This window comes from Streptomyces sp. NPDC025833 (assembly GCF_055558055.1).
The window spans coordinates 58,898-82,559 of sequence record NZ_JBVHNF010000001.1; the positions used below are offsets into that span (position 1 = coordinate 58,898).

Below are 23,662 nucleotides of genomic sequence, written 5' to 3' on the forward strand. Positions count from 1 at the left end.
CCGCCCCGCCGCCCGAGCCGGGCCGGGACCGGGGGCGCGGGGAGGGCCGCCGCGGGGTGCCGCGGCACGTCGCCTGCGTGATGGACGGCAACGGCCGCTGGGCGGCGCGGCGTTCGCTGCCCCGTACGTCGGGCCACCGTGCGGCGGAGACGACGGTGATCGACGTCATCGAGGCGGCGCGGACGGCCGGTGTGGAGTGGCTGAGCCTGTACGCGTTCTCCACGGAGAACTGGCGACGGCCCAGCGGCGAGGTGGACTTCCTGATGCGGCTGGTGCGCCGTGTGGTGCGCAAGCACGCCCCGCTGCTGCACGTGCGCGGGATCCGCTGCCGGTTCCTCGGGGTGGCCGATCCGCGCATCCCCCCGGCGCTGTCCCGGGACTTCGCCGATCTGATGACGCTGACCGCCGGCAACCGGGGCATGACGCTGACCGTCGCGTTCGACCACGGCGGGCGCAGCGACATCGTGGCGGCGGCCCGGTCGCTGATCCGCAGGGGGGTGCCGGCCGAGGCGGTGGACGAGCACAGCTTCGCCGCCCACCTCCCCTTCCCGGACACACCCGACGTGGACCTCGTGATCCGGACCTCCGGGGAACAGCGCATCTCCAACTTCATGCTCTGGCAGGTCGCCTACGCGGAGTGGGTCTTCCCGCCGGTGCTCTGGCCCGACTTCCGCGCGGCGCACTTCCTGGAGTGCCTGCACACGTACCAGCAGCGCGACCGCCGCTTCGGCGGCGTGACACCCGACGCGAACGGAGAGCGACGACCGTGACCGACACAGGCGGCAGGGCACACACCGACGGCGGCACCGGCGGCGGGCGGCGCGACCGGGGAGCCGGGGCGGCCACGCACGACGAGGCGCCCCTCTTCGGCCCGGACAGCCGGTTCCACACGTTCTTCCACGATCCGCGCTGGGCGCTGGCGATCGTGCGGGCGACCGTGCTGGAGGCCGCGCACCCGCAGATCGGGGGCGCCCTCGCCGACAACTCGACGTTCGTGACCCACCCGTGGCGCCGGCTGCGCAACACGATCGTGAGCCTCCAGCGCATGTTCGGCGCGGACGACGAGGTGCGGGACAGGGAGGCGAGACGGCTCAACCGGCTGCACGCGCGGCTGAAGGGCGCCGACGCGCGGAACCGGCCGTACGACGCGATGGACCCCGCGGTGCGGGCCTGGGTGGTGGCGACCCTGTTCGAGAGCAGCGTCACCATGTGCCGGCTCGGCGGGCAGCCGCTGGAGCAGGACCTGCTGGAGCGGCTCTACGCCGAGTTCCGGGCCTACCTCGCGGCGCTGGAGGGCAATGCCGACCATCTGCCGCCCACCGTGCGGGAGTTCTGGCCGTACTTCGACCGCGTCGTCGAGGAGGAGCTGGAGAACACGGAGGCGATGCGCATCATCCTCTACCGGCTCTTCGACCACCTCCCGGCGCCGCCGCTGCTGCACGGCCTGCCCACCATGTGGGCGGCCGGCCGCGCGATCGCGGGTCCGCTCGCCGGGGTGGTCACCGTGGCCTCCCTCCCGGAGCCCTTCCGCCGTCGGGCCGGGCTGCCCGAGACGCCCGGCGCCCAGACCCTGATGCAGAGCGCCTACCTGGCCGTGGGCCTCGCCCGCTTCCTCCCCGAAGGCTGGCTCCGCCCCGAGGGCATCGCCGGCTTGCTCACCCTCTCCCCCGGCGGCGACGATCCCCGGGCGGCGACGGTCGGCGCGCTGGCCGACCGGATGAAGCGGGCCGGGGCGCTGGTCCGGCTGCTCGCGCCCCTGCCGCCGGAGCCGGAGCCCGGCGCCCCGGCCGGCGTGCGCGGACCCGAGGAGTTCTTCCGGACCGTGCTGGACCAGACCGGGGACGGCTTCCTGGACTGGCCCGACCTCGCCGCGATGGCCCGCGAGGTCGCCGGCCGCCTCGACCTGGACGAGCCGGCCGAGACCCGGCTCTACGACGCGTTCGCCGGCTGGTGGCGCGAGCTGCAGGCGGCCCTCGACACGGACGGCGACGGCCGGGTCAGTGCCCGGGAGTACGCCGAGGCGGTGCCGGCGCTCGCCGGTCCCGCCCTGATCAGGGTCGCCGAGGTGCTGTTCGACGTCACCGACGCGGACGGCGACCAGCGGGTCGACGCGGACGAGTACCGGGCGCTGTTCCGCCGGGGCTTCGGGCGGGACGTGCCGGGTGCCGAGGCGTCGTACGGGCGCGCCGCGTTCGTCCGGGACTTCCTGTCCTTCATGTCCGGACGCGCGCGCTCGGGCCCGTACGACCCGGTGTTCGCCGAGGCGTGACCCGCGGCCCCGGCGGGGGTGTCCGTCAGCCGAGGCCGAGCACGTCCATGGTGTGCTCGGCCATGCGCCGCTCGCCGAGGGCGTTGGGGTGGACCGGGACGATGTTCCGCCCGAACAGGAGCGGTTCGATCCACCGGGTGCCCGCGGGCCGGCACGCGTCGTGTCCGGCGGAGACCGCGGAGAAGTCCACGTAGGTGGCGCCGCTCTGCTCGGCGGCCCGCCGCACGACGGCGTTGAGGTGGGCCTGGAGGGAACGCAGGTAGGGCACGTCACCGGTGGCGAGGGGCAGTTTCACGAAGCAGGACGGGTCCGCCGTCGCGGGCGTGATCCACGGGTAGCCGAGCACGGCCACCCGGGCGTGGGGGGCCTTGGCGCGGACGGCTGCGAGCGCGGACTTCAGGGCCGGGTAGGTGGCGGCTTCGATCTGGTCGTCGAAGGACGTGCCGTAGGTGTCCTCGCAGGGGCTGCCCTGGCCCGCGTGGAGGACGCCGGCGGTGCCGCAGGCGGTCACGGCGTTGATGAAGGTGCCGTTGTCGTTGCCGCCGATCGTCAGGGTCACCAGGTCCGTGTCCGCGGTGACCGCGTCGAGCTGCGGGGCGACGCCCGGATACTGGGATGCGGTGAAGTCCTGCGTCCGGGCGCCGCCGCAGGTGACGTCCGTCAGCCGCGCCCCCGTCCGGGAGGCGATGACGTGGGGGTAGTCGGCCGTGGAGCGCAGGCACAGCGGACTGCTCGGGTCGATGGGGAGGACACCCGAGGCGGCGCTGTAACTGTCGCCCAGCGCCACGTAGTTCAGGGGCGCGGTGGCCTGGGCGGGGGCTGCGGTGAAGCCGAGGGCCAGGGCGCCGACGGCCGCGGACGCCGCGGTGAGGACACGGCGCAGGGCAGGCATGGGCATGGGCTCTCCGTTCTCGGGACGGGACGCGGGCCGGAACGGGCACGGCGGTGCCATGAGCCCGCGGGGGTGGGTTCGCGGGACCGCGGAGACGGGTTCACGGAACCGCGGGGCGGGCCGGTCCGGTCGGGCAGGGTGTGCGGGCGCGGTGCGTGGGGGCGTGCGTGCGGGCCGGCGGAGGGTGGCACGGGGCCGCACGTCCGACGGTGACGGGAGACCGGCCGCGGGATTACCGCGCGGTTCTACCGATAGGTAATGTGCGGCCGCCGCTACGGGGAGTCAACATCGCGGACCGGACTTCTTGAAACACGGACCGCGGAGACCCGAAAGAAATATGGGACCTTGAGTGCGGTTTCAGCCGATTTCGGGGCACTCGGAAGACGGAAGCACCACTACCCGCTGGAGGCACGTCATGATCGCCCTCGGCATCATCCTGCTCATCATCGGCTTCATCACAGGCATCTCGATCCTGTGGACCATCGGCGTGATCCTGCTGGTGGTGGGAGCCATCCTGTGGATCATGGGGTCCATGGGACACGCGGTCGCCGGCCGCCGCCATTATTGGTGACACCGCGCACCGCGCTGAGTGACCCTTCCCGGCGCCTCCGCCCCGCGGGGCGGGCCGGGAGGGGCCGCGGCTCGATGGAGGTCGCGCAGGAGCGCCGGCTCGGCGCCGTGGTGCTGTATTTCCTGGTCGACCCGCCGGACGACGTCGGCGAACGGCTCGTCCGGGTCGCGCCGTAGGGGTAGGCGCGGTGGCCGGCCGCGTCCAGGGCGGCGCCGTCCGCGGCGAGCGGTGCGGACCGCCAGGCGGTGGCGCCCGCTTCCAAGGCCGCCGGCGTTTGGGCGGCGTCACGCCCCCGCTCCCCCGCCCCGGCCGGGAAGGCCGCCCGGGGGCCCCGGTCCGTCCATCCGCCCGCCGCCGCACCGGTCGGCAGCCGCGCACCGGCTCGCCCAGGTACTCCTCGCCGGACAGCGGCTCGACCCGGGTGCCCGACCCGTCGCCGCTGTCCATGACCGGCCCGCGCGGCCGCCCGAGGAGCCGCCCGCACGCGAAGTCGTACTGGCGCACCGGGAACTGGAGCCGGGACGGTGCCGCCCGCACCTCGCACGGCCGCCGTGCCCGGCGGCCCGCCGGCGGGGACTCCGGGGACACGGCCGGGCGGGCGCGCGCCGTACGGACCCCGCGTACGGCTCGCTCCTCGACGGAAGGGGCGTCCGGGCACCGTAACCGCGCCCCGGCCGAGCGGTGCCGCCCGGGTTTTCGCGCGGACCTCCCGCGGTCCGGCGGGGCCGCGCGACCCTTGTGCCTCGGTCGCGCGCGCTACCGGGGGCGGGTGCCGGGCACCGCGTCGCCCGCCACCGGCGGGCGCCCGCGACCAGGCCCTGCCGGCAACCCCGGCCCCGGCCCCCCGGTGCGCGCGGAACCCCCGGCCGGAGGCCACTGTCGCGGAACCGCCTCGGAATTGTCCGTGATCAGTAACAGCGGGATCCCCCGCCCGCACCCCACCGTCCTGCCACGTGCACGGAGTTCACGGACACAACAGGGGGCGGGGCGGACATGGCACGGCATGGCGGACGGGGTTGGTACGGCCGGGTGATCGCGGCGGCGGTCGGAGTGACGGCGGTGGCGGCGGCCGCCTCGGTGTGGACGGCGCAGGCGGGCCAGCCCGGCGGCGGGTCCGCCGCGGCGCAGGCCTCCGGACGGCCCGCCGCGCCGCGGACGGCGGCGGTGTCCCCGGTCATCGCCCACTCCTCCGAGGCGGGCGCGCGCGGCGTCAACATCACCATCGACGACGGCCCGGACCCGGTCTGGACCCCGCAGGTGCTGCAAGTGCTGCGCGAGAACGGCGTGAAGGCCACGTTCTGCATGGTCGGCCCCCAGGCCGAGGCCCACCCCGACCTGGTCCGGCAGGTGGTGGCGGCCGGCCACCGGCTGTGCGACCACACGGTGACGCACGACACCGCCATGGACAAGAAGTCCGAGGCGTACCAGGCACAGCAGATCATCGACGCGGAGCGGCAGATCACCAAGGCGTCGGGCGGCGTGCGGCCGATGTACTACCGGGCCCCGGGCGGTGCCTTCACCCCCTACAGCCGGAAGCTGGCCGCCTCGCACGGGATGCGGCCCCTGGGCTGGAACGTCGACTCCAAGGACTTCGAACGGCCGGGCAGCGAGGCGATCATCGCGACCGTGCGGCGCGAACTGCCAGGCGGTCCGACGATCCTCTTCCACGACGCGGGCGGCGACCGCTCGCAGACGGTGACGGCGCTGCGCAGCGTGCTGCCCTGGCTCAAGCAGCAGGGATACACCTACGGCTTCCCGGTGCGCTGAGGGACCCGTCCCGCACTGGGGCCTTTGTGACGGTTGGGCGTTGCACGGTGTGCGTCCCCCGGTCACAGAGTGGTTGAGACCTCTTGTGGGCGCGTTCATGCTGCCTCTAGCCTCCGAGGCGTTGTGCACAGCGAAACCATCATTGCGCATGTTGCAACGCCTCACCGGAGGAACACTCCATGAACCTGTCCGTCCGCTTTGTGGGGCTCACCGCCGCCGCCATCGCCCTGGCGACCGCGTGCGCGCCCCAGACCTCCGGCAACTCCGCCTCCGACACGGACGCGAAGACCGGCACCCTGCGCGTCTGGCTCTTCCAAGAGGTCGACAACCAGCCCAAAGAGCGCGTCGTCGAATCGGTGATCGCCGACTTCGAGAAGGCCCACGACGGCACCGACGTCCGCGTCGAGTACATCCCGGTGGAGACCCGCGCCCAGCGCGTCAAGGCCGCGTTCAACGACCCGAAGTCCGCACCCGACGTCATCGAGTACGGCAACACCGACACCGCCGGCTACGTGAAGGACGGCGGACTCGCGGACGTCACCAAGGACTTCGGCACCTGGAACGAGGCCAAGGACACCGACCCGACCGCCCGGCAGTCGGTCACCGTCGACGGCAAGGTCTACGGGGCGCCGTACTACGTCGGCATCCGCGCCCTGTACTACCGGACCGACGTGCTGCGCCGGCTCGGCCTCGGCGTACCCAAGTCGCAGGCCGAGCTGATCTCTACGGCGAAGCGGATCCATGCCGCCGAACCCGACCTGTACGGGCTCGCCGTCGGCGGCGCCTTCACCTACGGCGCGATGCCGTTCGTCTGGGCCAACGGCGGCCGGCTGGCCACCGGCACCAGCGGTTCGTACGCCTCCGCCATCGACAGCGCCGACTCCCGCAAGGGGATCAAGGCGTACACCTCCCTGTTCGGCGACGACAACTGCCCCGCCGCCAAGTGCGCGGGCATGACCGGCAACGACACGATGACCGCGTTCGCGTCCGGCAAGGCGGCCATGGTGATCGGCGGCAACTTCAGCCGCGCCGCCGTGGAAGCCGGCAAGACCAAGGGGAAGTACGCCGTCGTCCCGCTCCCCGGGGTGCGCCCGGGCTCCATCGCGCCTGCCTTCGCGGGCGGCAACAACATCGGTGTCCTGCGCAGCACTTCGCACCGCACGCTCGCCGTGGACCTGATGAAGCAGCTCGCCTCCAAGAAGGCGCAGCGCGAGCTCTTCGACGCCATGGGCTTCCTGCCCACCTTCACGGACGTCCGTCAGCAGGCCGCCGCCGAGGAGCCGTTCGCGAAGCCGTTCGTCGACACCCTCACCGCGGGCACCGAGTTCGTGCCGGCCTCGGCCGCCTGGGCGCAGATCGACTCCTCGCTGGTGCTGCCGACCATGTTCCAGGAGATCATCAGCGGCAAGAAGGACGTGGACGCCGCCTCCGGGGACGCCGCGAAGAAGATGAACGACGCCTTCGGGTCGGCCGGGTGACCCGGAAAGTGACCCGGCACACCGCACCGCCGCCCCCGCGCACCGGCCGAGGACCGCTCGCGCGCGGGGGCTGGACCCCCTGGCTCTACCTCGCACCGGCCCTCGCCGTCCTCGGCGGCCTGCTGGTCTACCCGGTCTACCAACTCGGGCTGATCTCGTTCCTCGAATACACCCAGGCCCAGGTCAGCGGTGGCGCGCCGACCTCCTTCCGGGGCCTGGCCAACTACACGCAGCTCTTCGGCGACGACCGGTTCTGGCAGGTCCTGCTGGCGACGGTCGGCTTCGCGGCGGCCTGTGTGGTCTGCACGCTGGCGGTGGGCTGCGCGCTCGCCGTCCTGCTCACCCGGGTCCGCGCGGTCCCCCGGCTCGCCCTGATGCTGGCCGCGCTGGGCGCGTGGGCGACACCGGCGATCACCGGCTCCACGGTCTGGCTGCTCCTCTTCGACCCCGACTTCGGCCCGGTCGACCGCATCCTCGGGCTCGGCGACTTCTCGTGGACGTACGGCCGCTACAGCGCCTTCGCCCTGGTCCTGCTCGAAGTGGTCTGGTGCTCCTTCCCGTTCGTGATGGTCACCGTCTACGCCGGCATCCGCGCCGTGCCGGCCGAGGTGCTGGAGGCCGCCGCGCTCGACGGTGCCTCGCAGTGGCGGATCTGGCGCTCGGTGCTCACGCCGATGCTGAGACCGATCCTGGTCATCGTCACCGTCCAGTCGGTGATCTGGGACTTCAAGATCTTCACCCAGATCTACGTGATGACGGGCGGCGGCGGCATCGCCGGGCAGAACCTGGTGCTGAACGTCTACGCCTACCAGGAGGCGTTCGCGTCCTCCCGGTACAGCCTCGGCTCGGCGATCGGCGTCGTCACCCTGCTGATCCTGCTCGCCGTCACGCTCGGCTACCTGCGGCTGCTGCGGCGGCAGGGGGAGGAACTGTGAGCCTGCCACGTTTCGCGGTGCGCCGTCCCTGGCGGCTGGCCGCGGAGGCGACGGCGCTGCTGGTCGCCGCGGTCGTCGCCTTCCCGCTCTACTGGATGGTGCTCAGCGCCCTCAAACCGGCCGGGGAGATCGAGTCCACCGAGGCCAGGCCCTGGACCTCGTCCCCCTCGCTCGACTCCTTCCGGCGCGTCTTCGAACAGCACGCGTTCGGGCGGTACTTCGCGAACAGCCTCCTGGTCGCCGGGAGCGTCGTGATCGCCTCCGCGCTGATCGCCTTCCTGGCGGCCACGGCCGTGACGCGGTTCCGGTTCCGCTTCCGGACCACCCTGCTGATCATGTTCCTGGTGGCGCAGATGGTGCCGGTGGAGGCGCTCACCATCCCGATGTTCTTCCTGATGCGCGATGTCGGGCTGCTGAACACGCTGGGCTCCCTGGTCCTGCCGCACATCGCCTTCTCGCTGCCGTTCGCGATCTGGATGCTGCGCGGGTTCGTGCAGGCCGTACCGGAGTCACTGGAGGAGGCCGCCTACCTCGACGGGGCGAGCCGCGCCCGGTTCCTGTGGCGGATCCTGCTGCCGCTCGTCCTGCCGGGCCTGGTGGCCACGAGCGTGTTCTCCTTCATCTCCGCCTGGAACGACTTCCTGTTCGCCAAGTCGTTCATCATCAGCGACACCTCGCAGTCGACGCTGCCGATGGCCCTGCTGGTCTTCTTCAACTCCGACGAACCGGACTGGGGCGGGGTCATGGCCGCCTCCACGGTGATGACGATCCCGGTGCTGCTCTTCTTCGTCCTCGTCCAGCGGCGCCTGGTGTCCGGGCTGGGCGGAGCGGTGAAGGACTGACGGCCCGCCGGTTTTGCCGACCGGCCGTCCGCCTCCGCGCAGTTGCCTAGCATGGAGGGCGAGCGGCACCCCGTCGCCGCACGGATCGGCGCGTTGGACGTCCGGGAGGCCCGTCATGCCGTTGCCCCGCCCCGGCAGGCGGCCGCCCCGTGCCCGGGCGGCCGCCGCGCGGCGGATCGCCCTCGCCGGCCTGGCCGCCCTGGCCCTGGCCGGCGTCCTGGCGGCCGTGCTGACGGGAGCCGGCCGGACCGGCCGCACCACCGGCGGCGGCCCGCGGCACACCACCGTCGAGGTGTCCCCGAGCCGCTGCGGCCGCGGCTGGACCCGGCCGGAACCCGGCCTGCGGACGTTCCACCTGCACAACACCTCCGGCACCGCCGCCGAGGTCTACCTCACGGACCCCGACACCGGGAAGGTGTACGGCGAGGTGGAGGGCCTCGGCCCGGGGACGACCCGGCCGCTGACCGTGCGGCTGGGCACCGGCACCTACGCCTTCGCCTGCGTGCCCGACGACGCGGACGCCGTCACCGGGCCCCGGGTGCGCGTCACCGGCGGCCGGCGCGGCCCCGGCGCAGCCCCGGTCACCCTGCACGACCTGATCCCGCCCGCCCTCGCCTACCAGAAGTGGGTCGGCGGCGGACTGGACGACGTCGTACGGCTCACCTCCCGGCTCCGGGCGGCGATCGACGGCGGCGACCTCGCCGCCGCCCGGTCGGCCTGGCTCCCCGCCCACCTGCGGTACGAGCGGCTGGGAGCGGCGTACGGCGCCTTCGGGGCCGCGGACGCGCGGATCAACGGCACGGACGCGGGCCTGCCCGGCGGGGTGCGCGACGAGGACTTCGCCGGGTTCCACCGCGTCGAGTACGGCCTGTGGCACGGCGAACCGGCCGCCCGGCTGCGCGCCCCCGCGGCCGCCCTGGCGCGGGCGGTGACCGGGCTGCGGGACGACTGGGCGCAGGCCCGGATGGACCCCGCCCAGCTCGGGCTGCGCGCCCACGAGATCCTGGAGGACACCGTGCAGTTCGAGCTGACCGGCCGGACCGACTTCGGCAGCGGCAGCGGCCTCGCCACCGCCCGGGCCAACCTGGACGGCACCCGCGAGGTGCTGTCCCGGCTGCGCCCGCTGCTGGCCGGCCGGTACCCGGACGCGGCCGGCCTCGACCGGGACCTGCGGCGCGCACGGCACCTGCTGGACGGCTTGCGGCGGGGCGGGCGCTGGATCCCGCCGGCGGCACTGGGCCGGGCCCGGCGGGAGCGGGTGAACGCGGTCTTCGGCGACCTGGTGGAGCGGCTCGCGTCGGTGGCGACCCTGTGCGACCCGCGGAGGGCCGGGTGAACGGCACCGGACCGTCCGGCGGCCTGGGCCGGCGCCGTTTCCTGCGCGGTGCCGCCCTCGCCGGTGCCGGGCTCACCACGAGCGCCGCCGCGCCCGGCACCACGGGACCGGCCACGCCCCCCGTCGCCCCCTTCCACGGGGTGCGCCAGGCCTCCGCCTTCGCGGCCCCGCGCCGTACCTGCGTCCTCGCCGCCCTCGACGTGACCGCCGCGGGCCGCGCCGAACTCACCGACCTGCTGCGCACCCTCACCGACCGGGCCCGCTTCCTGACCTCCGGCGGTGTCCCGGACCCGGTGGGCGTCACCGGCCCGCCCGCCGACTCCGGGGTGCTCGGCGACCGGCTGCCGGCCGGGCGGCTGGCGGTGACCGTCGGCGTCGGCGCCTCCCTCTTCGACGACCGGTTCGGGCTCGCCGCACGGGCGCCCCGCCGGCTGACCGCCATGCCCGCCTTCCCGGACGACGACCTGCGGGACGACTGGTGCCACGGCGACCTCAGCCTCCAGCTGCACGCCGACGACCCGGACACCGCCCTGCACGCCCTGCGGGACATCGCCCGGCACACCCGCGGCGGCCTCCAGATCCGCTGGCGGCTGGACGGCTTCACCAGCCCGCCCCGGCCGTCCGGCACGCCCCGCAACCTGATGGGCTTCAAGGACGGCACCGCCAACCCGGACACCGCGGACACCGCGGAGATGGACCGCCTGGTGTGGGTGGGCCGCGGCGCGGGTGAGCCGGAGTGGGCGGCCGGCGGCACCTACCAGGTGGTCCGGCTGATCCGGATGCTGGTGGAGTTCTGGGACCGGGTCGCGCTGGCCGAACAGGAGCGGATGGTGGGCCGCGCCCGTGCCTCCGGCGCCCCGCTGGACGGCGACCACGAGGACGACGCGCCGCGGTACGCCGACGATCCCAAGGGCGACGTCATCCCGCTGGACGCGCACATCCGGCGTGCGAACCCGCGCACCGGCGCGACCGCCGGGCAGCGGCTGCTGCGCCGCGCCTACAACTACGACCGGGGCATGGACGGCAACGGCAACCTCGACATGGGCCTGCTGTTCTGCTGCTACCAGCGGGACCCGGTCCGGCAGTTCGAGACCGTGCAGCGCCGTCTGGCGGGCGAACCGCTGACGGACTACGTCGTCCCGTTCGGCGGCGGCTACTTCTTCACGCTGCCCGGCGTCCGGGACGCCGCCGACTGGTACGGGCGCGCCCTGCTGGGCTGACCCGCCCGGGCGGGCCGCGGGGGGGGCGGGTCAACACATCGTCAAGAGTGGCGCGGACACCCCTGACCGCGCCTTCGTCCGTGCGCGACCATGGCTGTGCCGCCGCGGTCCGCGCCGGGCGCGGCGGCCGTGCCCGCGGCACGCACCGGCGTTCCCGTCCGGAGGTTCAGCCAGCATGGTCAGCAGGGGAAGAGGAGCAGCGGCGCGGGGGCTCGCGGCGCTCGCCGGGGCCGTCGCGCTCACGGTGGGCGGCGGCACCGCGCCGGGCCGGGCGGCGGCGCCCGCGGCCCGGGCGACCGCGACGCCGATCCAGCACGTCGTCGTCATCTTCGACGAGAACAACTCCTTCGACCACTACTTCGCGACCTACCCGAAGGCCGCCAACACCGACGGCACCAGGTTCACCGCGGCCGCGAACACCCCGAAGGACATCGACACCCTCGCCCACGCCGGGCTGCTGAAGCGGAACCCGAACCAGTACGCGCCCCGGCGGCTCTCCCCGGCACAGGCGCTGACCTGCGACCAGAACCATTCGTACGGCGCCGAGCAGTACGCGGCCAACGGCGGCAGGGCCGACCGGTACGTGCAGAACACCGAGGTCGGCAAGTGCAGCGGGGGCCTGTTCGGCGAGCCGGGCCTGGTGATGGACTACTACGACGGCAACACGGTCACCGCGCTGTGGAACTACGCCCAGCACTACGCCCTGTCCGACCGGTCCTTCGGTTCCACCTACGGCCCCTCCACGCCCGGGGCGATCAACCTGGTCTCCGGCAACACGCACGGCGTCATCTCCGTGGACCCCGCCACCGGCAGGCAGACGCGCGTCCCGGACCCGTTCGCGGTGAAGTCCCCCGACGCCAGGGGCGTCGGCACGATGATCAACGACCCGGACCCCGCCTTCGACGACTGCTCGGACAAGGACCACACGAGCCGCAACGCGCTGGCGGCCATGCGCGGCCGGAACATCGGTGACCTGCTGAACGCCGGGAAGGTGACCTGGGGCTGGTTCCAGGGCGGTTTCCGGCCGTCGACCGCCTGGAACGGCAGGGCCGGATCGTACGCGAAGTGCCGCACGGCCCACACCAACGTGGGCGGGAGGGCCGTCGTCGACTACAGCCCGCACCACAACCCGTTCTCCTACTACAAGTCGACGGCCAACCCGCACCACCTGCCGCCGAAGAGCGTCGCGGAGATCGGCCGCCCCGGACCGGCCAACCACAACTACGACCTGAGCGACTTCTCGGCCGCGCTCAGGGCGGGCCGGCTCCCGGCCGTCAGCTTCGTGAAGGCGGCCGAGTACCAGGACGGCCACGCCGGGTACTCCGACCCGCTGGACGAGCAGCACTTCCTGGTGAAGCAGATCAACGCGATCCAGAGTGCGCCGCAGTGGCGGTCCACGGCGATCGTGGTCGCGTACGACGACTCCGACGGCTGGTACGACCACGCGTACGTCGCCCCGCGCAACGGCTCCGCGGACACCTCGCCGGGTCCGGGCGGCAGGGCCACCGACAGCCCGGCCTGCCGGAGGGGCCCGAGCCCGGCCGGGGGCTACGCCGACCGGTGCGGCCCCGGCACCCGGCAGCCGCTGCTGGTCATCTCGCCGTACAGCAAGGTCAACAAGGTCGACCACACGCTGACGACGCAGGCGTCCGTCACCCGGTTCATCGAGGACAACTGGCACACCGGCCGCGTCGGCGACCACTCCTTCGACGCCACGGCCGGCCCGCTCACCGGCCTGTTCGACTTCAAGCACCCGAACAACCGGCGGGTGCTGCTGAACGCGAACGGCTCCGTCCGGTCCGTCGGGCCGATCCGGCCCGTCGCCGCCGTGGCCACCCGCATCACCCCGGGGCCCGGCATGCGGACCGTGGCGGCCACCACCCGCCCGTCCCGGTTCCCGGCGCTCCCGGTCGGCCTCGGCGCGGGCGCGCTGCTCGCGTGCGGCGCGGCCGGCGCGTACCTCGCCGTGCGGCGCGGGCAGCGCACCGCCTGATCCCGCCCGGCGCCCGTCGGGGGCGCCGGGCGCGGGAAATCCGCTGGCCGGGGCCCCGGGCGCGATGCTGGGATGGGGAGATGGAAGACGTGGGCGCGGTGGCGGCGGGTGCGGTGAGCGCGGAGGTGGGCACGGAGGTGAGCGTGGACCGGGGCGGTTACCCGGACGCGGTGACACCGTGGGAGCGGGAGTCCTGGCGGGCGGCGGCGCTCGGCTGGGTGGACGGGCGGCTCGCCGCGCACGGCCTGCGCGCGGCGGGCCCGCCGCGGGTGCGGCTGCGGCCCTGGTCCGTGCTGGTCCGGGTCCCCGTGGCGGGCGGGCCGGCCGTCTGGTTCAAGGCGAACCCGCCGGCCAGTGCCTTCGAGGGACCGCTGACCGCCGCCCTGGCCCGCTGGGTGCCGGAGCACGTGCTGTCTCCGCTGGCCGTCGACGCGGGGCGCGGCTGGGCGCTGTATCCCGACGGGGGCGAGCTGTTCCGTACCGTGCTCGACCGCGGGGAGGGGGAACCGCGGGAGTGGGAGGCCCTGCTGTGCCAGTACGCACGCGTGCAGGCCGCCCTGGTGGCGCACACGGAGGAGATCGAACGGCTGGGTGTGCCGGCCGCCCGCACCCCCGGGCTGCCCGTGTTCTTCGACGAACTGCTCGCCGGGAGCACGGCGCTGCGTCCCGGCGAGCGCGCCCGGCTCACGGCGCTGCGGCCCCGGCTCGCGGACTGGTGTGCCGAGCTGGCCTCGCTCGGCGTCCCGGACACCCTCGACCACGCCGATCTGCACGACGGCCAGCTCTTCCGGCCGGCGGCGGGCCGGTTCACCTTCTTCGACTGGGGTGACGCCGCGGTCTCCCATCCGTTCTGCAGCCTGCGCGTCACCGCCGAGCGGGCCGTCGACCGGCACGGTCCGCGGGTGCTGCCCCGGCTGCTCGACGCGTATCTGGAGCCGTGGACGGGCGGCGGCCGCACGGCGGCGGAACTGCGGCGCGCGGCGGCGCTCGCCTGGCGGCTGAGCGTGCTGAGCCGGGCCGCCGCCTGGGGCCGGACGTTCCCGGGCGCCTCCGGCGCCGGGCCGGGGGCCGGGGAGAGCGCGCGGTGGCTGCTGGCGCTCCTGGCCGAGCCGCCGTTCCGGGCCGGCTGACCGCCCACCGCCCGGGAGCGGCGGTCAGGGCAGCGGGGTGCCGCCGGTCGCGTTGAGGATCTCCCCGGTGATGTAGCCCGCCTGCGCGGAGGCCAGGTAGACGTAGGCGGGGGCCAGTTCGGCGGGCTGGGCCGGGCGGCCGAGCGGGCTCTGCTTGCCGAACTCCGCCGTGTCGGGCAGCGTCGCGGGGATGAGGGGCGTCCACACGGGGCCCGGTGCGACCGCGTTGACCCGGATGCCGCGCTCGGCGAGCATCTGGGCCAGCCCCTGCGTGAAGGTGACGATCGCGCCCTTGGTCATGGCGTAGTCCAGCAGGTGCGGGCTCGGCTGGTAGGCCTGCACCGACGTGGTGTTGAGGACGCAGCCGCCGGCGGGGATGTGCGGCAGCGCGAACTTGGTCAGCCAGAACATCCCGTACAGGTTCGTCCGCAGCACCCGGTCGAACTGCTCGGTGCTGATCGCCTCGATGCCGTCCGGCTGGGACATCTGGTAGGCGGCGTTGTTGACGAGGACGTCGATCCGGCCGAACTCGGCGACCGCGCGTCCGATCAGCGACCGGCACTCGTCCTCGTCGCGGATGTCGCAGGACACGGCGACCGCCCGGCGTCCCGCCTCCTCCACCAGCCGGGCGGTCTCCCGGGCGTCCTCCTCCTCCGCGTCGAGGTGGGTGAAGAGGACGTCGGCACCCTCCCGGGCGAAGGCGAGCGCCACCGCCCGTCCGATGCCGGAGTCCCCGCCCGTGATCACGGTCTTGTGGCCGTCGAGCCGGCCGGCTCCGCGGTAGGACTCCTCGCCGTGGTCGGGCGGCGGGTCCATCGGTCCGGTCCAGCCCGGGTGCGGCTGGTCCTGGGAGGGGAAGTCGGGGCGGGCGTGCCGGGTGACCGGGTCGGGCCGGTCACCGTGCTGGTCCGTCACGGGGGCCTCCTGTGTCTCGGGGGGACGGGTCAGGCGGCCGGGTTCCCTCCTCGCGCCGGTCGAAAAGCGTTCGCGCCGGTCAGGCCGTGGGAGCGTGCGGTCCCGCGGCGCGCATCCGGTCCCGGCGGGCGAGGTTGTAGAGGCGCAGGAGGTGCTTCGCGACGGCGCAGGGCGCGGCGTCGGCGTGGCACTGGCGGCACGTCCGCAGGTGCCGCTCGTAGGTGGAACGCGCTTCGTCCAGCGCGTCGTCGACAGTAGACATGGACTTTCTCCGGGCTGGGCGCGTCGGCTCGGCGCGCCAAGTTGACTGACGGGTAACCCGGGATAGGTGATCATGTTACTGGCGGTACTGGGAAACTCGTGCCGCGTCGGCTCCCGGGAGTGCCTTCCTGCAGGTGAACTCGCCTGTATGCGAGTGGTGTTGGCGGCGGCCGGGGGGACGCGGCACACGTCGCCGGCCGGGTGTCCGGGCGGTAGGCTGACCGTACGGCGTCGCGTGCCGGTCACCGGCCGGGTGAGGCATGGAGGCGCCCGTGAGACTGCCCTCGGAGGCATTCCACCCATGTCGGTCGAGTTCAACCACACCATCGTCCACGCCCGGGACAACCGGGAGTCCGCCGAGTTCCTGGCGAACATCCTCGGGCTGGAGGCCGGTCCCGAATGGGGCCCGTTCGTCCCCGTCGCCACGGGCAACGGGGTGACCCTGGACTTCGCCACGATCCCGGCGGAGTCGATCGTCACGCAGCACTACGCGTTCCTCGTCTCCGACGAGGAGTTCGACGCGTCCTTCGCCCGCATCCGGCAGGCCGGCCTCACCTACTGGGCCGACCCGCACCGCAGGCAGCCGGGCGAGATCAACCACCACGGCGGGCGTGGCCTGTACTTCATGGATCCGGCCGGACACGGCATGGAGATCATCACCCGCCCGTACGGCAGCCATGAGCAGCCCGCGGGCTCCTGAGGAAGCGGGCCGGGCCGGAGCCTCGGTCCCGGCCCGGCCCGGTCGGCAGGGCCCGGCGGACGCACGGCACACTGGCCGGATGGACGACTTCGAGCCGGTCCGCCGGAATCCCGCCCCGGAGTGGTACGGACGGCTGCGGGTGCAGGCCGACGACCTCTCCCCCACCCGCTGGCCCGACGGACGCGGACCGCGCCGGGCCGCCTTCGGCACGGTCGCGGGCATCACGGCACCCGGCTTCGCCGCCTACGCCCGGATCCTGCACCCGGCCCGGCTCGACGACCGGCCGGTGCGCTGGTCGGCCGTGGCCGCCGCCCACGGCACACGGGTGACGCCGGGCGCCCGCTGGCATGAGGTGGTCGGGGCGGACGACCTCTACGCCGGGCGCTCCGCTGCCGGCCTGCCGGGCGTGTGGGACGAGGCTGCCGCCGAGGGCCCGACCCCGCCGGACGTCGCCCGGGCCCTGCTGCCCGTGCTGGAGCGGCACACCCGGACCCCGGAGCGGTGCTGGTTCGGGCTATGGGAGGGCTACGGACGCCTGGACTGGGACCGGTTCCCCAGGTTCCGGACGCCGCACCGGGACGAGGTCCTGCTGGCCGGCCGGCTGGCCGACGCGGTCTCCCCGACCCTCCCGGACGAGTACGCCGAGCTGCCCGACCTGTGGTGGCCGCAGGACCGCGCCTGGTGCCTCGGCGGGGACACGGACCTGGTCAGCACCTACGTCGCCGGCTCGGCGGAGCTGGTCGCCGAGCTGCTGGCCGCGCCGGACCTGGAGGCGCACCCCGTCTCCCCGGACGACCTGCTCGACTGAGCCGGCTCACTCACCGGGGGCGACGACGCGCGCCGCGAGCCGCGCCGCCTCCTCGATCAGCCTCTCGTCCACCGCGGCGTCCACGGTGGACCTGGAGGTCAGCACGGCCAGCACGACCGGGGTCCCGCCGGGCGTCCAGGCGACGCCGATGTCGTTGGCCGTCGCGTACGAGCCCGTGCCGGTCTTGTCCGCCACGGCCCAGTCCCGCGGCAGCCCGGCCCGGAACCGCGCCGCGCTCGTGGTGTTGCCCTTCAGCCAGCCGACGAACCGGTCCCGGTCGGCGGGGGCGAGGGCCCGGCCGAGGGTGAGGCGCTCCAGGCTCGTGGCGGCGGCCTCGGGGGTCGTGGTGTCGAGCGGGTCGCCGGGGACCGCGGTGTTCAGCTCCGGCTCCCACCGGTCGAGCCGGCTCACCCCGTCGCCGAGCGAGCGGAAGAAGCGGGTGAGGCCGGCCGGGCCGCCGATCTCCCGGAGCAGCAGGTTGCCGCCCGCGTTGTCGCTGTACCGGATCGCCGCCGCGCACACGTCGGCGACGGACATGCCGGTCGCCTGGTGCGCGTCCGTCTGCTGCGAGTTGGGCATGCTGTCGTGCGGCGGGTAGTGCAGCACCCGGTCCAGCGGCGCGCAGCCGGCCGCGTCGCGCAGCACCGCCGCCGCGGCGAACGCCTTGAACGTCGAGCACATCGCGAACCGCTCCCCCGCTCTGTGGGCCAGGGTCCACCCGGTGCGGACGTTGCGCGCGTACACGCCGAGCCGGGCGTCGAAGCGCCGCTCCAGCTCGGCCAGTTCGGCCCGTGCGGCGCGCGCTCCGGTGCCGGGGCGGGCGGCCGCCGCGGGCGCGGAGAGGGCCGTCGCGGTCACGGCGGCGCCGGTGACCGCGAGGCCGGCCCGGAGCAGGCCGCGGCGCGGCAGCGGGGCGGGGCGGGTGTGGCTGGTCATGGTGGAGTCCTCCCGGATCGTGTGCCGTCTGGGCCGGTCTTCGACGCCCCCAGCGAAACAGCCGGGACCGGGTCATGTCCAAGAGGGAACTTGGTACGTCCCATGCCGAATTGATATATGTGCGGGATGGACATGCTCACCCACCTGGAGGCGTACGTGGCGACGGCCGAGGAGGTGAGCTTCTCCCGCGCGGCCGACCGGCTCGGCATCGCCCAGCCGCTGCTCAGCCGCCGCGTCAAGACCCTGGAGGAGCACTTCGGCGGGCCGCTGTTCGATCGCTCCCGGCGGCAGATCGCGACCACCGAACTCGGCGTGCTGCTGCTGCCGTACGCGCGGGACGTGCTCGACCGGGCGCAGCGGCTGCGGCAGGCCGCCCGGTCGGCCCGGCGGTCCCGGGTACGCGCCGTCGGTGTGCCCGCGGACTGCGCCCCGGCCGCGCTGGCCCGGGCCCTCCGCGCCGGCACCGAGCACGGGATCACCCTCGGCATGCGGGAACTGCCGCCCCTGGAGCGGGAGTCCGGGCTGGCCGACGGCTCCCTCGGGTACGCGCTGGTGCGCACCGCTCCCGAACGGGCCGCGTTCCGGGCCCCGTCGGGGCTGGCGTCCGCACCGGAGCCGGACGCCGGCGACCGGGCCCGGCGGCGCACCGTCCACCTGGAGGACCTGCGGCCACGGCGCGGCCGTGCGGCGGACCGCGCCGCCCCGGCACCTCCCCTGCTGCTCCTGGCCGAGGACCGGGTGCCGTACTTCGAGGACAGGTTGACCCGTGCGGCCGCGCGCGCCGGGCTGCCCGAGGGCCGGATCCGGGCGGCCGGCCCGGCGGCCACCGCGCTCGCCGAGACACTGGCCGGGCGGGCCCTGCTGCTGTGCTCCGAGCCGTTCGCGCGGCAGCACGGGGCGCGGTGGACACCCCTGGCCGACACCGCACTGCACCGGGGCTACGACGTGAGCGCCGCCCGGGACCGGGACGGCACCCGGGAGGTGCCGGACTGGCTGGCCGCACCGCTCGCGGCGGCCGTGGGCGCCGTGTCCCGCCGGAGCGGAGCCCCCGGTCCCGGCACCCGGGACGAGGACGCCGCCGCACGGCTGGCGGCGCGCGGATGAGCGCGGCGGCGGAGCGGCACCCGGTGTACACCGGTGACCACGGCGGCCTCCTGGACGTCGCCGAGGGCATCGCCGCGGAGTGGGCCGCGCTCGGCGTCCGCGGCTCCTTCCTGGCCCGCAACCTCGACACCGGCGAGCAGCTCGGCTTCGACGTCGAGGAGCCGACGCCGCTGGCATCGGTGGTGAAGGTGCCGGTCGCCCTGGTGGTGCTGGACCGGATCGCGACCGGGGCCCTCGACCCGGCGCGCCCGGTGACGGTGGACCCGGGCACGAGCAGCGTCGGTCCCACCGGGCTCGCCGCGTTCCGGTACCCGGCCACCGTGGCCGTCGGCGACCTGCTGCTGCTGATGCTGTCGGTGAGCGACAACGCCGCCGCGGACGCGCTGCTCGGCCTGGTGCCGGTGGCGGAGGTCGACGCGCGGCTGCGGGCGTGGGGCTGTGACGGGATCCGGGTGCGGCACGGGATGAACCACCTGTACGAGTGTGCGGCCGGGGCCGCCGGCAACGACTTCTCCCTCGCCCTGGAACTGGCCCTGCGGGACGAGCGGGCCGACGGCCACACCATCGAGACGCTGGACCCGGCCCACGGCAACGTGGGTACGGCCGCGGCACTCGTGGACCTGCTGCAGCGGGTGTGGCGCGGCGGGATCGCCGGGCCCCCGGCGACGGCGGAGCTGCGCCGGCTGATGGGGCTCCAGGTCTTCACCCAGCGCCTGGCGAGCGAGCTGCGCGCGGACACCCTGCGGTGGAGCGGGAAGACCGGTACGTTCCTGCACCTGCGGCACGAGATCGGGGTGGCCGAGGCCGATTCCGGGGACCGGGTGGCGATCGCCGCGCTGACCCGGGCGAACCGCCGCGCGGGGCTGGCCGCGGACGTGGACCTGGCGATCGGGGCCGCGGGGCGGGAGGCGTTCGAGGCGCTGCGGGGGTGAGATGAGGTGCGGCCCGGTCAGGGCAGCAGGCGCTGCTCCTTCGCCACCGCCACCGCGCCCGCCCGGGTGTCGACGCCGAGCTTGTCGTAGATGCGGCGCAGGTGCGTCTTCACCGTGGCCTCGCTGATGAACAGGGCACGGGCGATCGCGTGGTTGGACAGGCCGCGGGAGAGGTGCGCGAGGATGTCCCGCTCCCGCGGGGTGAGGGCGGGGCGCGGGTTGCGCAGCCGGGACATGACCCGGTCGGCGACCGGGGGTGAGAGCGCCGGGCGGCCCTGGGCTGCGGCGTGGATCGCCGCGAACAGGTCCTCGGCGCGCTCGGCCTTCAGCAGGTAGCCGGTGGCGCCCGCCTCGATGGCGCGGGTGACGTCGGCGTCGGTGTCGTACGTGGTCAGGACCAGGACGTGCGGGGCGGGTGGCGCGGCGCGCAGCCGCCGGGTGGTCTCGACGCCGTCGATGCCCTCGCCCAGTTGCAGGTCCATCAGGACGACGTCCGGAGCGGTCCTGCGGGCCAGGGCGAGAGCCTCCTCACCGCTGCCGGCCTCGCCGACGACCTCGATGTCCGGCGTGCTGTGCAGCAGCGCCAGCAGTCCGGCGCGTACGACGGCGTGGTCGTCGCAGACGAGGATCCGCACCGGCGTCCGCGCGGCCGTCTCGGGGTGGTGGGTCATCGGGGCTCCAGGGGGATGGCGGCCGACAGGGCCGTGCCCTCGCCCGGCGCCGACTCGATGGTGAGAGTGCCGCCCAGCTGCCGCAGCCGGGCGCGGATGGCGGGCAGACCGTACCCACGCGACTCGCCGACGGCGGAACCGGCACCGACGCGGGCCGCGGCTCCCGTCCCGGGCACGGGCTCGGGCTCGGCAGACGTGAGGGTCCCCCGCCCGGCCCCGCCGACACCCGCCGCCCCACCGCCACGGGCAGCCGTGGCGTCGGCCCCGGAGCCGACGACGGCGCGCGCCACGGCCCCGGACCCGGCGGCCTCCGAACCGGGCTCCCCTGAACCGGGGGCCGCGGACGCGGGGCCGACGTTGGCGGGCGACACGGCCCCGGGCCTGCCGGCCTCCGAACCGGCCGCCCCCGGACCAGTGGCTTCGCACGCAGGGCCGACAGTGGCGGGCCGCACGACTCCGGGCGCCCAGGCCCCGAGCCCAGCCGCCTCCGCACCGGACACCCCCGCACCGGGGGCCCCGGACGCAGGGCCGGTGACAGAGGGCGCCGCGGCCCCGGACCCGGCGGCCTCCGAACCGGCCGCCCCCGGACCAGTGGCTTCGCACGCAGGGCCGACAGTGGCGGGCCGCACGACTCCGGGCCCCCAGGCCCCGAGCCCAGCCGCCTCCGCACCGGACACCCCCGCACCGGCGGCCGCGGACGCAGGGCCGGTGACAGAGGGCGCCGCGGCCCCGGACCTGGCCGCCCCCGAACCGGCGGCCGCGGACGCGGGGGCCCCGGACGCGGAAGGCTCCCGCGTGGCGGTGTCCGGGGCGCGCGCCCCGGAGGCGACGGCACCGGCCGCGGCGGGCGCGACGGCCCCGGGGCCGGACGTGCCAGGGGCCGGAGGCGCCTGCCCGGCGGAAACGGGAGCCGGGGTCATGGGAGCGGCGGACTCCTGCGTGCCGGGGTTACGGGCGGGCCCCGGCGCACCGGGGTCGCGGGCCGGTCCCGGCGTGCCGAGGGCCAGGGCCGGTCCCGGCGTGCCGGAGACCTGGGCCGGTCCCGGCGTGCCGGGGGTGTGGGGGGCGAAGCCGTGGCCGTCGTCCGTCACGTCCAGGACGATCTGGTCGTCCAGGCAGGTCAGCGTGAGTGTGGCGGTCGTCGCCGCCGCGTGTTCGCGGACGTTGGCGAGGGCGCCCTGCGCGATCCGCAGCAGGGCCGACTCGACGGGGGCGGGCAGCGTGTCGGGCGGGCTGCCCTCGGCGTGGACGCGGACGGTCAGCGTCCCGGTCGTCTCCCGCTCGGCGACGGCGCGCAGGGCCGCCAGCAGCCCCCCGCCCTCGGCCAGGTCGGCCGGGGTCAGGTCGTGGACGAAGCGGCGGGCCTCGGCGAGGCTGCGCTCGGCGATCGCCGCCGCCGTGCGGACGTGCTGCCGGGCCGTGCCGGGCGCGGTGTCCCAGAGGCGGTCGGCCGCCTGGAGCAGCATGCGCTGGCTGGACAGCCCCTGCGCGAGGGTGTCGTGGATCTCGCGGGCGAGCCGTTCGCGCTCGGCGAGGGTGCCCTCGCGGCGCTCGGTGGCGGCGAGATCGCGCCGGGTGCGGACAAGGTCGTCGATCAGGGCGTCCTGCCGGGCCGCCTGGCGCTGCATGACGACGAACACGGTCGTCGCCACGGCGGCCACCGCCGGCGGTGCCAGCAGCACGTTCGGGTCGGGCCAGCCCGCGAGGTCGAGCTGCGCGGCCACCGCGAGCGCCGTCAGCAGGGCCACCAACGGGATCGCGGCGCGTGCCGGCAGCGTGCGCAGGCCGGTGTAGAACAGCGGCACCGCGCACCACGCGAAGGACGGGGCCAGGACGACGAGCAGCGCCCAGGCCGCCACCACCAGGCCGAGCCAGGCCAGCCGGCGCGGGGTGGGCCGGGTGCCGAGGACGGCCCCGAGGACGTAGAGCACGGCCAGCAGCGCGGACAGGGCGGTCACCCAGGGGGTGTGCGGTCCTTCGGCGTGCCGGGCCAGGTAGCGGACGACGGACGCGGACAGCAGCACGAAGAACGCCGTGTGCATGACGACCGTGAGGGCGCGGGTGTCGGCGCGCTCGGGTACGGCCACCGCCGTCACCTCCTGGACTCCGCTCTGAACTGGGCAAACACCTCCCATTGTGCCCAGCCGCGGTGGTCGCGGGGTCATCCGTTCGGATGACGTGGGGGACAACCGGTCCGGCGACGGGACGCGGCGGTGCCGGGCCCGAGGATCGGTATCGGGAGCGACCCAGCCCCCGCCCCGGTCCTACTGGAAGGTCCCCACATGTCCAGCCGCAAGAAGCAGTCCGCCCGCACCCGTGTCCTCGTGGGCGGTGCCGCCCTGGCCGTCGTCGGTGCCGGTGTCGTCGGCACGGTCGCCGCCAACGCCGCCGACTCCACGGGCGCCGCCCCCGCCGCCCCCGTGGCGGTCCGCGGCGGCGAGCTGACCCAGAGCACGCACCTCACCCTGGACGCCGCCACGAAGGCGGCGCGCGCCGCGATCACGGCCGCCGAGAAGGACGGCCGGCAGGTGTCCGTGGCGGTCGTCGACCGCAACGGCAACACCCTGGTCGTCCTGCGCGGGGACGGTGCGGGCCCCCAGTCGTACGAGTCCGCCGAGCGCAAGGCGTACACCGCGGTCTCCTGGAACGCCCCCACCTCGGAGCTGGCCGGGCGGCTGGCCCAGGCGCCGACCCTGAAGGACATCCCGGGCACCCTGTTCCTGGCCGGCGGCACGCCGGTGACCGCCAAGGGCGCCCCGGTCGCGGGCATCGGCGTCGCGGGCGCGCCCTCGGGCGACCTGGACGAGCGGTACGCCCGTGCGGGCGCGGCGGTGCTCGGCCACTGACGCCGGGCCCGCGTACCCGGACGGCGGAGCGTCCGGTTCCCTCCCCGGCGGGGACG

21 protein-coding genes and 2 pseudogenes are annotated in these 23,662 nt (G+C 75.2%); 16 read left to right on the top strand and 7 right to left on the bottom strand.

Annotation, left to right across the window (positions count from 1 at the left end; all coding sequences use genetic code 11):
- The first annotated feature begins 56 nt into the window (after positions 1-56).
- Entirely contained in the window at positions 57-770 is a 714-nt protein-coding gene (uppS, locus tag ACZ4K2_RS00295) for a polyprenyl diphosphate synthase (RefSeq protein ID WP_467477831.1), read from the top strand.
- On the top strand, positions 767-2,269 hold the full coding sequence (locus ACZ4K2_RS00300; RefSeq protein ID WP_467477564.1) for an oxygenase MpaB family protein: 1,503 nt from the start codon (positions 767-769) through the stop codon (positions 2,267-2,269). Before uppS ends, ACZ4K2_RS00300 begins: the two co-directional genes overlap by 4 nt.
- 25 nt (positions 2,270-2,294) lie before the next feature.
- On the opposite strand, the gene ACZ4K2_RS00305 is transcribed toward ACZ4K2_RS00300, so the two are convergent.
- Positions 2,295-3,167: an SGNH/GDSL hydrolase family protein gene (locus tag ACZ4K2_RS00305; protein WP_467477566.1), complete on the bottom strand. Its 873-nt coding sequence runs from the start codon at positions 3,165-3,167 to the stop codon at positions 2,295-2,297.
- A gap of 409 nt (positions 3,168-3,576) precedes the next feature.
- Between ACZ4K2_RS00305 and ACZ4K2_RS00310 the strand changes: the two genes are divergently transcribed.
- The 9 genes from ACZ4K2_RS00310 (at position 3,577) to ACZ4K2_RS00350 (ending at position 14,433) form a co-directional block, all read left to right on the top strand.
- Positions 3,577-3,732 carry a DUF6131 family protein gene (locus ACZ4K2_RS00310; protein ID WP_014676832.1) on the top strand — a complete coding sequence of 52 codons (156 nt, stop codon included), beginning with the start codon at positions 3,577-3,579 and terminating at the stop codon, positions 3,730-3,732.
- Positions 3,733-4,725: 993 nt separating this feature from the next.
- Entirely contained in the window at positions 4,726-5,499 is a 774-nt protein-coding gene (locus tag ACZ4K2_RS00315; protein WP_467477570.1) for a polysaccharide deacetylase family protein, read from the top strand.
- Between the two features lie 179 nt (positions 5,500-5,678).
- On the top strand, positions 5,679-6,977 hold the full coding sequence (locus ACZ4K2_RS00320) for an extracellular solute-binding protein (protein ID WP_467477572.1): 1,299 nt from the start codon (positions 5,679-5,681) through the stop codon (positions 6,975-6,977).
- A complete protein-coding gene (locus tag ACZ4K2_RS00325; RefSeq protein WP_467477575.1) occupies positions 6,974-7,912 on the top strand; it encodes a carbohydrate ABC transporter permease in 939 nt (312 codons plus the stop codon). The genes ACZ4K2_RS00320 and ACZ4K2_RS00325 overlap by 4 nt, the downstream gene beginning before the upstream one ends.
- Positions 7,909-8,754, top strand: coding sequence for a carbohydrate ABC transporter permease (locus ACZ4K2_RS00330; protein WP_467477578.1), 846 nt, complete (start codon positions 7,909-7,911; stop codon positions 8,752-8,754). Before ACZ4K2_RS00325 ends, ACZ4K2_RS00330 begins: the two co-directional genes overlap by 4 nt.
- Positions 8,755-8,869: 115 nt before the next feature.
- On the top strand, positions 8,870-10,090 hold the full coding sequence (locus ACZ4K2_RS00335; RefSeq protein WP_467477581.1) for an imelysin family protein: 1,221 nt from the start codon (positions 8,870-8,872) through the stop codon (positions 10,088-10,090).
- Positions 10,087-11,310 (top strand): iron uptake transporter deferrochelatase/peroxidase subunit, encoded by a 1,224-nt coding sequence (efeB, locus tag ACZ4K2_RS00340; protein WP_467477583.1) that lies wholly within the window; start codon positions 10,087-10,089, stop codon positions 11,308-11,310. Before ACZ4K2_RS00335 ends, efeB begins: the two co-directional genes overlap by 4 nt.
- 175 nt (positions 11,311-11,485) lie before the next feature.
- Complete coding sequence (locus ACZ4K2_RS00345; protein ID WP_467477586.1) at positions 11,486-13,303, top strand: phospholipase C; 1,818 nt, start codon at positions 11,486-11,488, stop codon at positions 13,301-13,303.
- 80 nt (positions 13,304-13,383) lie between these two features.
- On the top strand, positions 13,384-14,433 hold the full coding sequence (locus ACZ4K2_RS00350) for a phosphotransferase (RefSeq protein ID WP_467477589.1): 1,050 nt from the start codon (positions 13,384-13,386) through the stop codon (positions 14,431-14,433).
- 24 nt (positions 14,434-14,457) lie between these two features.
- On the opposite strand, the gene ACZ4K2_RS00355 is transcribed toward ACZ4K2_RS00350, so the two are convergent.
- Positions 14,458-15,348, bottom strand: coding sequence for an SDR family oxidoreductase (locus ACZ4K2_RS00355; protein ID WP_467477592.1), 891 nt, complete (start codon positions 15,346-15,348; stop codon positions 14,458-14,460).
- A 79-nt stretch (positions 15,349-15,427) separates the two neighbouring features.
- Entirely contained in the window at positions 15,428-15,610 is a 183-nt protein-coding gene (locus ACZ4K2_RS00360) for a hypothetical protein (RefSeq protein ID WP_467477595.1), read from the bottom strand.
- Between the two features lie 300 nt (positions 15,611-15,910).
- Between ACZ4K2_RS00360 and ACZ4K2_RS00365 the strand changes: the two genes are divergently transcribed.
- Both ACZ4K2_RS00365 and ACZ4K2_RS00370 read left to right on the top strand, forming a co-directional pair.
- Positions 15,911-16,309, top strand: a complete 399-nt coding sequence (locus ACZ4K2_RS00365; RefSeq protein WP_467477598.1) for a VOC family protein — start codon at positions 15,911-15,913, stop codon at positions 16,307-16,309.
- A 79-nt stretch (positions 16,310-16,388) separates the two neighbouring features.
- Positions 16,389-17,117, top strand: a complete 729-nt coding sequence (locus ACZ4K2_RS00370) for a hypothetical protein (protein WP_467477601.1) — start codon at positions 16,389-16,391, stop codon at positions 17,115-17,117.
- A gap of 6 nt (positions 17,118-17,123) precedes the next feature.
- On the opposite strand, the gene bla is transcribed toward ACZ4K2_RS00370, so the two are convergent.
- Positions 17,124-18,053 (bottom strand): class A beta-lactamase, encoded by a 930-nt coding sequence (gene bla / locus ACZ4K2_RS00375; protein WP_467477604.1) that lies wholly within the window; start codon positions 18,051-18,053, stop codon positions 17,124-17,126.
- A gap of 126 nt (positions 18,054-18,179) precedes the next feature.
- Here bla and ACZ4K2_RS00380 point away from each other — a divergent pair, with 126 nt between their 5' ends.
- Complete coding sequence (locus ACZ4K2_RS00380) at positions 18,180-19,157, top strand: LysR family transcriptional regulator (protein WP_467477607.1); 978 nt, start codon at positions 18,180-18,182, stop codon at positions 19,155-19,157.
- On the top strand, positions 19,154-20,089 hold the full coding sequence (locus ACZ4K2_RS00385) for a serine hydrolase (protein ID WP_467477610.1): 936 nt from the start codon (positions 19,154-19,156) through the stop codon (positions 20,087-20,089). Before ACZ4K2_RS00380 ends, ACZ4K2_RS00385 begins: the two co-directional genes overlap by 4 nt.
- A 17-nt stretch (positions 20,090-20,106) precedes the next feature.
- Here the strand turns inward: ACZ4K2_RS00385 and ACZ4K2_RS00390 are convergent, their stop codons facing one another.
- The 3 genes and pseudogenes from ACZ4K2_RS00390 to ACZ4K2_RS00400 all read right to left on the bottom strand — a co-directional run.
- Positions 20,107-20,760 carry a response regulator gene (locus tag ACZ4K2_RS00390; RefSeq protein WP_467477613.1) on the bottom strand — a complete coding sequence of 218 codons (654 nt, stop codon included), beginning with the start codon at positions 20,758-20,760 and terminating at the stop codon, positions 20,107-20,109.
- Positions 20,757-20,879, bottom strand: a pseudogene (locus ACZ4K2_RS00395) (ATP-binding protein); the annotation flags it as partial. The pseudogene ACZ4K2_RS00395 and the gene ACZ4K2_RS00390, both read right to left, overlap by 4 nt.
- An 885-nt stretch (positions 20,880-21,764) precedes the next feature.
- Positions 21,765-22,802, bottom strand: a pseudogene (locus ACZ4K2_RS00400) (sensor histidine kinase); the annotation flags it as partial.
- Between the two features lie 240 nt (positions 22,803-23,042).
- On the opposite strand from ACZ4K2_RS00400, the gene ACZ4K2_RS00405 reads away from it, so the two are divergent.
- Positions 23,043-23,606 carry a GlcG/HbpS family heme-binding protein gene (locus ACZ4K2_RS00405; protein ID WP_467477616.1) on the top strand — a complete coding sequence of 188 codons (564 nt, stop codon included), beginning with the start codon at positions 23,043-23,045 and terminating at the stop codon, positions 23,604-23,606.
- Positions 23,607-23,662 lie beyond the last annotated feature (56 nt).

Coding starts and splice junctions, on each gene's coding strand:
- ACZ4K2_RS00305 (WP_467477566.1), bottom strand. CDS start 3,167: ATGCCCATGCCTGCCCTGCGCCGTGTCCTCACCGCGGCGTCCGCGGCC.
- ACZ4K2_RS00310 (WP_014676832.1), top strand. CDS start 3,577: ATGATCGCCCTCGGCATCATCCTGCTCATCATCGGCTTCATCACAGGC.
- ACZ4K2_RS00315 (WP_467477570.1), top strand. CDS start 4,726: ATGGCACGGCATGGCGGACGGGGTTGGTACGGCCGGGTGATCGCGGCG.
- ACZ4K2_RS00320 (WP_467477572.1), top strand. CDS start 5,679: ATGAACCTGTCCGTCCGCTTTGTGGGGCTCACCGCCGCCGCCATCGCC.
- ACZ4K2_RS00335 (WP_467477581.1), top strand. CDS start 8,870: ATGCCGTTGCCCCGCCCCGGCAGGCGGCCGCCCCGTGCCCGGGCGGCC.
- ACZ4K2_RS00345 (WP_467477586.1), top strand. CDS start 11,486: ATGGTCAGCAGGGGAAGAGGAGCAGCGGCGCGGGGGCTCGCGGCGCTC.
- ACZ4K2_RS00350 (WP_467477589.1), top strand. CDS start 13,384: ATGGAAGACGTGGGCGCGGTGGCGGCGGGTGCGGTGAGCGCGGAGGTG.
- ACZ4K2_RS00360 (WP_467477595.1), bottom strand. CDS start 15,610: ATGTCTACTGTCGACGACGCGCTGGACGAAGCGCGTTCCACCTACGAG.
- ACZ4K2_RS00365 (WP_467477598.1), top strand. CDS start 15,911: ATGTCGGTCGAGTTCAACCACACCATCGTCCACGCCCGGGACAACCGG.
- ACZ4K2_RS00370 (WP_467477601.1), top strand. CDS start 16,389: ATGGACGACTTCGAGCCGGTCCGCCGGAATCCCGCCCCGGAGTGGTAC.
- bla (WP_467477604.1), bottom strand. CDS start 18,053: ATGACCAGCCACACCCGCCCCGCCCCGCTGCCGCGCCGCGGCCTGCTC.
- ACZ4K2_RS00380 (WP_467477607.1), top strand. CDS start 18,180: ATGGACATGCTCACCCACCTGGAGGCGTACGTGGCGACGGCCGAGGAG.
- ACZ4K2_RS00385 (WP_467477610.1), top strand. CDS start 19,154: ATGAGCGCGGCGGCGGAGCGGCACCCGGTGTACACCGGTGACCACGGC.
- ACZ4K2_RS00390 (WP_467477613.1), bottom strand. CDS start 20,760: ATGACCCACCACCCCGAGACGGCCGCGCGGACGCCGGTGCGGATCCTC.
- ACZ4K2_RS00405 (WP_467477616.1), top strand. CDS start 23,043: ATGTCCAGCCGCAAGAAGCAGTCCGCCCGCACCCGTGTCCTCGTGGGC.